At 48.7% G+C, this 9837-nt stretch carries 12 protein-coding genes; 1 reads left to right on the top strand and 11 read right to left on the bottom strand.

The window, feature by feature from the left end:
- Window positions 1-385: 385 nt before the first annotated feature.
- Both M0Q40_11780 and M0Q40_11785 read right to left on the bottom strand, forming a co-directional pair.
- Window positions 386-847, bottom strand: a complete 462-nt coding sequence (locus M0Q40_11780) for a QueT transporter family protein (protein MCK9223274.1) — start codon at window positions 845-847, stop codon at window positions 386-388.
- Between the two features lie 58 nt (window positions 848-905).
- Entirely contained in the window at window positions 906-1982 is a 1077-nt protein-coding gene (locus M0Q40_11785) for a flippase-like domain-containing protein (GenBank protein MCK9223275.1), read from the bottom strand.
- A 157-nt stretch (window positions 1983-2139) separates the two neighbouring features.
- Here M0Q40_11785 and M0Q40_11790 point away from each other — a divergent pair, with 157 nt between their 5' ends.
- Entirely contained in the window at window positions 2140-2787 is a 648-nt protein-coding gene (locus M0Q40_11790; GenBank protein ID MCK9223276.1) for a M23 family metallopeptidase, read from the top strand.
- Window positions 2788-2888: 101 nt separating this feature from the next.
- Here the strand turns inward: M0Q40_11790 and M0Q40_11795 are convergent, their stop codons facing one another.
- The 9 genes from M0Q40_11795 to M0Q40_11835 form a co-directional block, all read right to left on the bottom strand.
- On the bottom strand, window positions 2889-3302 hold the full coding sequence (locus M0Q40_11795) for an RPC7 family DNA-directed RNA polymerase III subunit (GenBank protein ID MCK9223277.1): 414 nt from the start codon (window positions 3300-3302) through the stop codon (window positions 2889-2891).
- A gap of 67 nt (window positions 3303-3369) precedes the next feature.
- Window positions 3370-3927, bottom strand: coding sequence for an elongation factor P (efp, locus tag M0Q40_11800; GenBank protein ID MCK9223278.1), 558 nt, complete (start codon window positions 3925-3927; stop codon window positions 3370-3372).
- A 12-nt stretch (window positions 3928-3939) separates the two neighbouring features.
- Entirely contained in the window at window positions 3940-5016 is a 1077-nt protein-coding gene (locus M0Q40_11805; GenBank protein MCK9223279.1) for a Xaa-Pro peptidase family protein, read from the bottom strand.
- Window positions 4998-5456 (bottom strand): type II 3-dehydroquinate dehydratase, encoded by a 459-nt coding sequence (gene aroQ / locus M0Q40_11810; protein ID MCK9223280.1) that lies wholly within the window; start codon window positions 5454-5456, stop codon window positions 4998-5000. The genes M0Q40_11805 and aroQ overlap by 19 nt, the downstream gene beginning before the upstream one ends.
- A gap of 2 nt (window positions 5457-5458) precedes the next feature.
- On the bottom strand, window positions 5459-6550 hold the full coding sequence (aroB, locus tag M0Q40_11815) for a 3-dehydroquinate synthase (protein MCK9223281.1): 1092 nt from the start codon (window positions 6548-6550) through the stop codon (window positions 5459-5461).
- Complete coding sequence (locus M0Q40_11820; protein ID MCK9223282.1) at window positions 6550-7014, bottom strand: shikimate kinase; 465 nt, start codon at window positions 7012-7014, stop codon at window positions 6550-6552. The genes aroB and M0Q40_11820 overlap by 1 nt, the downstream gene beginning before the upstream one ends.
- 62 nt (window positions 7015-7076) lie before the next feature.
- Window positions 7077-8222 carry a chorismate synthase gene (aroC, locus tag M0Q40_11825; protein MCK9223283.1) on the bottom strand — a complete coding sequence of 382 codons (1146 nt, stop codon included), beginning with the start codon at window positions 8220-8222 and terminating at the stop codon, window positions 7077-7079.
- 12 nt (window positions 8223-8234) lie between these two features.
- On the bottom strand, window positions 8235-8774 hold the full coding sequence (locus M0Q40_11830; GenBank protein ID MCK9223284.1) for a YqeG family HAD IIIA-type phosphatase: 540 nt from the start codon (window positions 8772-8774) through the stop codon (window positions 8235-8237).
- Window positions 8775-9373: 599 nt separating this feature from the next.
- The coding region (locus M0Q40_11835) for a hypothetical protein (GenBank protein MCK9223285.1) at window positions 9374-9837 on the bottom strand (464 nt) is incomplete at its 5' end.

Here is a 9837-nt window from a genome sequence, read left to right on the forward strand (position 1 = left end):
ATGGACTAAGGTAATGCGCAATTGGGGTACAATATACTCACAGTTGACTGTCTACTTTGGAGAACGGGTCACAAATTACTCTTAGGAGGATTCGGAGTTTACACAGTTAACTTGACGGTCTCGAAATAGCCCCCGAATTGCCCCCTTTGTCATCCATTGCCACACCAGCATCCAGCTTCCTTATTGGTAGCATCGCATCAACCCAACCGCTCTAACCCAGGAATTCTTTGATACCCCATAGGCGGCTGTCCTACAGGAGCCTGCAAAGAGTAGATTCCAATAGCGCCCCGGGCAAAGGTTTCTCTGGCGCCGCCAAAACAAGCGTATTGGCATAATGTTGACAGACGGTAGGACAATGCCATTTAAGAAATATGAAGACCACCGCCTACATCAGTGTTTTCTGTAGGATGCGGATTAAGGGAACCCCCAAACCAAGCACAACTACTGCCTCACTAATTGAGATACTTCCTACCATTAACCAGTAGGGCACTTCATAGATGAAATGCAGATATGCACTGACCAAAAGGCCGTTAAGGACAATAGGAGCTACGTACGCGATCCAGGTAAATCGATACCTATAGGTTATGTAGGCAGCAACCAAGGTAACCAGGGAGCCACCGAAAATATCCCAGGGTCCCAATCCGCCTAAGATATTGGCTAAAATGGCGCCAATGTATAGCCCCCAGACCGCTTCCCCATATAGCATGGGCAAAAGGACCAAGCCCTCAGCTACACGAAACTGAATCACTCCAAAACTGAAGGGCTGGGGCATAACCATGACCAACGCCACGTACAAAGCAGCGATTAACGCACCTCTTAGGATTGTGACCAACGCTTTCCTTTGCATAGGAAGACTCCTTCCCCATACAACCTTCAAGTATCCCGGTTAGCTATTCGCATAACCTCTAGCTCTTAGCAACCAATAGGCAACGTAACTGCAGTATCGTAGCAACACACCCAATTACTAGGGGAACATAGTAAGCCAAAAGTCGCCATATTGCTACAAAAGCACCGAGTTCTGGGCCGCTTAGCAACGGAGCAAAGAGTGATGCAAATAACAGCTCCGTTCCTCCCGAACCGCCGGGAGTAGGAATCAAAGGAGCAACCGAGGCATAGATAATCTGCAGTCCCCAGCTCGCAAGAACTGAGGTTTTCACAGCTGCGGCCCTAAGCAGTAACGGTGCCACCATAAAATTAGACAACCACATCATGATCGTGATGACAAAACAGGTGATCATGTTCGTCGTTTTGAGTAGATCGCTTGATGTAAGGGCTACATCAACCTGTAGCACAAACTGACCGAACTTCTCCAAGCCGGAGGCAAGAAAGCGGGCCACCGAACTTTTCGCGTCCTTCAATCCTCCACCAAGGTTCTCAAAGAATCGGCCAGCAATACCCGCCTTCATGGTGATAAAAACAACGAAGGCGGCAAATAAGGTAGCCACAAATAAGGCTAAGATTGACCAAGGAAAGACCGTCTGTCGCAGCTCCCCCGGGAGTAGGAAAACCAAGGGCCAGGCAATAGCTGCAAAACAGCACCATGTGTAAACCCCCTCGAGAAAAGACACTGCGGAAGCCTCCGCCACCGATAGGCCGTACCTAGTAAGCAGGTAAACCTGGACGGGAATACCACCGGCGGTAAAGGGCGTAACGGTGTTCACAAAAATATACACTAGGGAAATACGTAACAGGTCCCGAAAGGACATATTGGGCTGAAACTGAGCAACCATGACTGCCATCCTTAAGGCCTTCGCAATTAGGTACACAAATATAGATCCCAAGGCTAAGACAACAAACCGCGTATCCCATCGCCCCAATTCTTGCCTGAGCAATGCAATGTTTATCTCACCGGTAAAGCGTTTTAGCACAAGAATCATCGCTAAAAACGTTAACAAAAAAACGAATCCGAGACGCAAAAAAACCTTCTTGCTCAGCAAGAGGTTTCGGAGAGCATCGGGTGATGTCCCCTGCTCCTTTGACATAGTGTATCCCCTCTTCAACTACATGCTTCATACATAGTTCTGTCCCACTGCATCTTTTTCCTGCCAATAACCCCCAAAGGGAAGAGGATTCGGTATGTCGAAGTATTTTACCCAAAGTCAAGTGTAAATATGAATATTTCTTGGGGGAGTTATATAATTGAAACGACTTATTTCATATTTGTGCCTTATCGCACTACTTAGTTTATCGGGATGTCTTCTTCCAGACCTCAATATGGTCCCCGGTGAGGACGGAAATGTTGACCCTCCCTTTGAACAATCGGTTCCCGGGAGGCTGATCTCTGACGGTTTTGATTATCCTGTAGGGGGTGGTACCGCCCAGGGATTTGGTGTCACTGGCTATGGTTTCCTCCAGTGGAGCAATTACAGTCAGACCTGGCATCCGGGAGAAGACTGGAACTACTTGTGGGGTAGTAGCTATGGCAAGGCCGTTTTGGCAGTTTCCAACGGAACTGTCAAAGAGTCCGTATGGAATACAGCCCAAGGCAACATCATCAGAATCGAACATACTCTTCCGGATGGGCGAAGAATCTGGTCCCAATATGCCCATTTGGCCGAAAGATGGGTAAAAGAAGGAGATCTAGTTTACCAGGGTCAACAGATCGGCACCATCGGTGGCGGACCGAACAACAAATTCGTACCCCATCTACATTTCGAGCTCCGCAGAGCAGACCTACCTAGCTGGGCTTGGCCCCGTTTAAATGGAGTACCTTACACCAAAAGCCAAGCCCTCGAGTATTGGATCGATCCATCGTCCTTTATCGAAGAACATCGCCGTCTGCCATGATCTACATGGCCAATTGACGCAGGACTCATAATCCATTTCATAAAGGAAGGGAAGCCCCACCCGGGCTTCCCTTCGGAGAAAGTCAAGTTGATTCCTCTTTGTTACTCGTCGTCCTCATCGAAATCAAAGTCATCCTCGAAATCAACGTCATCATCGCAACACTCACAGCAGATGGACGAACCGCAGCTAGGACATACAAGCTCGTCATAGTCATCAAACAGGGACTCATCAACATAGATGTCCTCGTGGCAGTTGGGACACTCCACTACGACGATTTCGTCCTCATCCTCATCCTCGTAGACAGTCTCTTCTAGTTCCATTAGGTCATTGTCTAGAGCATCCAAGTAGTCCTCGATCTCATCCTGCCAGTCATAGATGTCGTCCATTTCGTTGCTCAGTTCCTCGAGAACATCCAGCAAACCGTTCCAGACCTCTTTAGTTTTCTCATCACTGCCCAAAAAGTCCGAACCCTGCAGTAACCCCCGTACGTACGCCAATCTCTCTCTTGCAGTCAATGCTAACCCCTCCTCTAACCTAACACACTTTAGTATTATTCCCCATCTATGAGGCTCTTACACACGTTCAAGCTCTGGATATGTATTCGCCTGTTCGTGTATCCACCTTCAGTATTTCACCCTCTTCAATAAACAAGGGTACTTGTACAATAAGACCGGTCTCAAGCTCAGCCGGTTTGTTGCCTCCAGTTGCCGTATCACCCTTGAAGCCAGGTTCAGTTCGAATCACTTTCAGTTCCACAGCAGTGGGCAAGATGACACCAATGGGAGCTCCTTCATAAATCTGCACAAGAACCTCCATGTTTTCCTTGAGAAACTTAGCTACATCACCCAAGACCTCGGTGGTAATCTCAATCTGCTCATAGTTTTGAGTGTCCATAAACACATACTCGTCCCCATTCTGATAGAGGAACTGCATTTCACTGGTTTCAATATGTGCCGACTCTACCTTCTCCCCAGCCCGAAAGGTTCTTTCGGCAACAGCACCGGTCTTAATGTTTTTCAGCTTGGTCCGTACAAAAGCGGCTCCCTTTCCCGGCTTGACGTGTAAGAATTCAACAACACTGTAAATCTCACCATCTAGTTCGATCGTTAAGCCAGTACGCAAATCATTAACAGATATCACATCGCTCACTCCTTAGAAACTGCTTAACTCCTTCGATGATCCAGTCAGTATGCGGCAGCCGTCCTCAGTCACTACAACTAGATCCTCTATGCGTACCCCACCAAAGCCTGGGAGATAGATGCCCGGTTCAACGGTAACAACCATACCCGGTTTGAGGACTGTCTGCACCCCTGGGGATAGACCCGGTGCTTCATGAATCAATAACCCTACGCCATGACCCAACCCATGCCCAAAATTCTCGCCATAGCCTGCTTCAGTAATAATGTCCCGGGCCACCTTATCCACATCATGTCCCGTAACCCCAGGAGCAATCGCGTCCAAAGCTGCCTGCTGTGCAGTGGCAACAATCTCATAAATGTGCTTGTGCTTCCCTGCTACTGGTTTCTTAATCCAGGTACGGGTCATATCAGAACAATAATAATCTAATTGGGCGCCAAAGTCCATAACAATAAAGTCGCCCGGCTGAGGTCTTCTTTGTGATGGATGGGCATGGGGCTTGGCCGAATTCGGACCACTGGCAACAATAGACTCAAAGGAAACACCCTCGGCCCCCCCCTCTCGCATATACCTCTCCAGGGCCCAGGCAATCTCAAGTTCCGTGTGGTCAAGTCCAAATTCCGTGACCACATAGGTTAAAGCCCGATCCCCAAGACTCGCCGCTTTTGCAATGCGTTCAATCTCGCTGGGAGATTTGATCATTCGCATGGTGATCAGGTCGCTATCCATAGGAGCGAACTCCACACTGGGCAGGTTCTTAGTCCACTCCTGGTACTGGGCCACATTCACATACTTCTCCTCGAAACCCACCTTCTTCAAAGAAAGCTCTCGTACAAGGTCAATAGCTAATTTCTCAGAAACCCCTCCGGTTACGATCTCAAAATCCGGAGCTTGCTGTCTAGCCTGTTCCTCGTACCGAAAATCGACGCACAAGTACTGTTTCTCATTGGTAATGACCAAAATACCTGCGGTCCCCACAAAACCAGAGAAGTAATAGCGATTCTCAGGCCGAACCACAATAAGTCCATTAAGTCCCCGTTGTTTGAGGTGCTCTTTTAGTTGCCCCACCCTGTTCAATTGCTCTTCTGACATTTGCTCGCCTCCAGATGCATCACAATTCCTGATAGACCCAAAAGATAACTGATCGGTCCTAACCCACTAATCTGACCCAAACATACCGGGGCAATGACAGACTCCTTACGGAAATCCTCCCGGGAGGATACGTTCGAAAGATGAACTTCAATCGTTGGTATATCCACCGCGGCTACAGCATCCCGAATAGCGACACTGTAATGGGTATAGGCACCGGGATTAATGATCAATCCATCAAACTTGCCTAAAGCTGCATGGATTCGATCAATGATCTCACCTTCATGGTTGGACTGGAAAATCTCTACATATATGCCCATTTTCTCCGCCCCACTGCGAATTTGTTCATTAATCGCAGCAAAGGGGGTATCCCCGTAGACATTCTTCTCCCGGACACCCAAAAGGTTTAGGTTAGGACCATGAATTACTAAAATTCGCCACATACTCAATTCCCCTTCATTCCCTCAAGAACCCTTCGGATCAGATCTATGTCTATATCCTCCACTAGCTTCGCCTTGCCCAACTCTTCTAGCAACACAAACCGAATCTTGCCGTCGAGTACTTTCTTATCATACCCAAAGGCCTCTATCATCTGTTCGAGATCAATACCAGCAAGAGACAGATCATATCCCATCACATCTAGAAGATTCTCCATGCGTTCCGTTTCCCCATCCTTTAGCATGCCAAGGCAACAGGATAGCCTTGCTGCAGCAACCATTCCCACCGCAAGGGCCTCCCCATGCCGATAAACGGTGTAATGGGTAACTGCCTCTAGGGCATGGCCGAAGGTATGACCAAAGTTCAGTATCGCCCGCAGGCCTTGTTCTGTCTCATCCTCCGCCACAATCTCTGCTTTGATCTGACATGACCGTACAATGACCCGCATCAACATCTCACGATCCAGCTCAAGCAGCTTCGCTGCATTGCCCTCTATAAAGGAAAAGAACTCTTGATCATATATTACTCCATATTTGATCACTTCTGCCAACCCGGCCAATACTTCCCTGGGGGGCAAGGTCTCAACGACTGAGACATCGGCAACTACCAGGCGCGGCTGGTAGAAAGCACCGATCAAGTTCTTGCCTAAGGAATGGTTAACGGCAACTTTGCCTCCCACACTAGAATCTACTTGCGCCAAAATTGTCGTAGGGACCTGGATAAAGGGAATTCCCCGCATATAGGTGGCACTGAAAAATCCCGCGATGTCTCCTACAACTCCGCCACCAAGGGCCACCACAAAACAGTTACGATCAAGACCCGTCTTTACCGCATGATCGTACAAAAAGTTAAGAGTCCCCAGGTCTTTGTACTCCTCCCCATCGGGGATCTCCACGGAGCTGACCTCAAAGCCCGCATTAACCAAGCCTTCTCTGGTTACCCAGCCATAGAATGCATCAACAATCGGATTAGAGATCATCAAACACCGACGGCCTAGCTTAAGATCCCGGCAGTACATACCGGTATCACCAATGATGTCTGTTCCGATCCGGATCGTGTAACTCCGATCACCTAAAACAACCGGGACTTGCTCTTGCATCAAGATCCCTCCCCCCGGGACACTTCACCTAGGTGTTGAATGATTAATGAACAGACCTCCACCACCGATAGCCCTGTGGTATCTATATGTAGATGAGCCTGTTCATAGTAGGATTTCCGCGCGCGCAGTAGATCCTCCAGCACAGCCCGTTCATCAACCCCTCTAAGCAAGGGTCGGGAATCGTCGGCCCTAGTCCTTGCTACAAGATCATGCATATCCGCCATAAGCCAGATTACTAAAGCCTGCTGTTTCAGTAAGGTAATACTGTCACGGTAGACGACGGCCCCTCCACCTAAGGCCAGTACTGCTCGCTCCTGCTTGAGGGCAGTTAACAAAGCCGCTCTCTCCAATTCCCGAAAGGCAGATTCTCCGTCGGAGGAAAAGATATCGTTGATTGTTCTGCCGGTCTGCTTCTCCACCAACACGTCGGTGTCAACAAAAGACCAATGTAATAGTTGTGCCAATCGGCATCCTATTGTAGTTTTTCCAACCCCCATCATACCAACGAGAGCAATTCTACTATAAGTCATCGGGCAAACAACGCCTTCTGGTAGTTTTCAAAGTTAGCCATAATCTCTCTTCGGCTGTCACCACCGAATTTTTCCAGTAGGGCCGAGGCTAATTCAAAGGCCACCACCGCCTCACCTACTACACTTGCCGCAGGCACGGCACAGACATCAGAGCGTTCGATTCCCGCGGCCACTTCCTGCTTCGTCTGCATATCCACCGACAAAAGAGGCTTATATAACGTTGGGATAGGCTTCATGGCGGCCCGCAGGATGATAGGCTCCCCGTTACTCATGCCACCTTCAATCCCACCGGAACGGTTTGTCCTATGTCCATATTCGCCTGCTTCATGAACGATTTCATCATGAACCTGTGACCCCAACTGCGCAGCAGCGGCAAATCCTTCGCCTACCTCAACCCCTTTGATCCCTTGGATGCTCATCAGAGCCTGGGCTAGCCTACCATCTAACTTGCGCTCCCAGTGCACATAAGAACCCAAACCCACCGGAACGTTCCAGGCCACAACCTCAAAGACGCCACCGAGGGAATCACCCTGTTCCTTCACCTCATCAACTAGGCGAATTAGTTCGTCCTCCCGGTCCGCTAGACTACGGAAGGATGATGCCTCGACTATCCGCGCGGCAGAAACGGGATCCATTTCCCTCTGCTGTATTTCTATGGGTCCAAGGGAAACAACGTAGGCTAGGACATTGATTTTGAACAAACGGAGCAGACATTTTGCCACAGCTCCCACAGCTACCCGAGCAGCAGTCTCCCTTGCACTTGCCCGTTCCAGTACATCTCGCAGATCATCATGACCATACTTAAGGGCGCCGGCCAAGTCAGCATGTCCAGGTCGGGGCCGCGTAAGGGGGGATTGGGCACGGATCTCCTCAGAGGACATCGTATCGATCCAGTTGGGCCAATCCTTATTCTCTATCATCAGCGTAATCGGGCTTCCTAGGGTCCTACCGTTCCTGATACCAGAGAGGATCTCTACTTGATCCTTTTCAATCTTCATCCGTCCCCCCCGACCATAGCCCCGCTGTCGTTTGGCAAGTTCCTGATCGATATCCGCTTTGGTTACGCTAACTCCAGCGGGGAAACCTTCTATAATCGCCACGAGGGCTTTGCCGTGGGACTCACCAGCGGTTAGGTATCGCAACATAGCTACCCCCTATTCATTAGAAAACCGGGTCTGGTAGGAACGTAAAGATATAAGACCTTTTTTATACATTTTGGTTAAGGTCCATTTTTCTAGGCGTCGCATCACCTTAGTTGTCTTCAATTCCTGTTTACCCACTGGGTTAATCAAAATAGTGTGCATACCAAGTCGATTACCACCAAGTATATCGGTAAACACCTGATCGCCAATCACAGCAGTCTTTTGCGGTGTGGCGTCCATGATCTTCAACGCCTTTAGAAAAGAACGCTTTGTTGGCTTGCCGGCTTTGGCAATAGCAGGAACACTTAGATCCTTGGAGATCGCAGCGACCTGCTTACTGATCCCGTTGGAGACAATGCATACTTTCAGATCTTCGGCTAGGGCAGCACTGACCCAACGCTTCATCGAATTTGAGACCTTTTCGCCCCGCCATTCCACGATGGTATTATCTACATCGAGAATCAAGGCTTCTATACCTTGAAGTCTTAGATTCCTTGGTTCAATATCCAATACTGATGCGGAGCAAGTCTTAGGACATAAAAGCGAAAACAAAGGCGTTTCCTCCTTATCTGGCGGTCCTCCTTATTTTACCACGGGAAACTAGACCTTTCAACCGGCCAAGACACGTCCATACTGGGAGTAGCTAACTGGGACTTAGCCAGTGAATGGACCCCAATACATCGACGATGCTCTACCCACCCTAGTGCCTGGATCCCAATCTGATGCCATCGATACTGGCTTCCGTTTCATTAAAGATGACCAACTCGTTATGCCACTTGAAGATCAGAGGCTTGGAGCATGGTACCAAACCTTTCTAGGTTAATTCCTATGGATAAACCAATTTATCCTGTGCCAGACACCCTTTTAGAGCCGAGTTTACTTAGAAAAGATCTATGCCAACTATGGATGAATTGCATCGAAAATTCCTCGATGCCGTAGCTTTCAACGTCCATTGGCCAGACCTCAAAGGAAGTCTCAGTAGTGCATTCGGTACTAAAATGGCTAACCACGACTGCCATGCAAGAAGATAGATTGGCAAGGCGTAACCCGGTTTAAGGTTAATGTATCTTGGAATGCGGCGTCCTGGTCCACGATGCAATACACTGTAGAATACCGAGATCAAAAGTAAGAACGAGTGGTGGGGGCGTTCATCAGGAACGGAGTCCTATACTATAAACATCCATACTAGCGATTCCGATATCATCTCTGGATTCCTCCTCCGCAAAGAAACGAGTCAGTCTAGCTTTAGTGGCAGCCTCGAGTACATCCACGCAGACCTCAGCCCACGAAGTCAGTCTTACCGTTTCTAGAATCTCTTCAGCTATCGGTTCACCACTCACATAATCAATATAGAGGATATATAGGAGTTCAGCAGGTGGGGCTCCTACATCGATGCAGGCATGTGCTAATTGAAGTCTAATGCCAAATATGTAGGCCAAAGCATCCACAACGTCCTTCTGGTCGGTGCTTAGCACTTCGTACGCATGACTTGGTCTTTCGATGAATCCTTCAATCTGAGCATCTTCGATATTCATCTCGCGTAAAGCAAAGATGACAGTAGGATCAACTTTGTACTGTAGACTCAATGTTAAGGCGCTCTCGACATCACTATAGG

The organism is Limnochordia bacterium (assembly GCA_023230925.1).
GTDB lineage: Bacteria > Bacillota > Limnochordia > DUMW01 > DUMW01 > JALNWK01.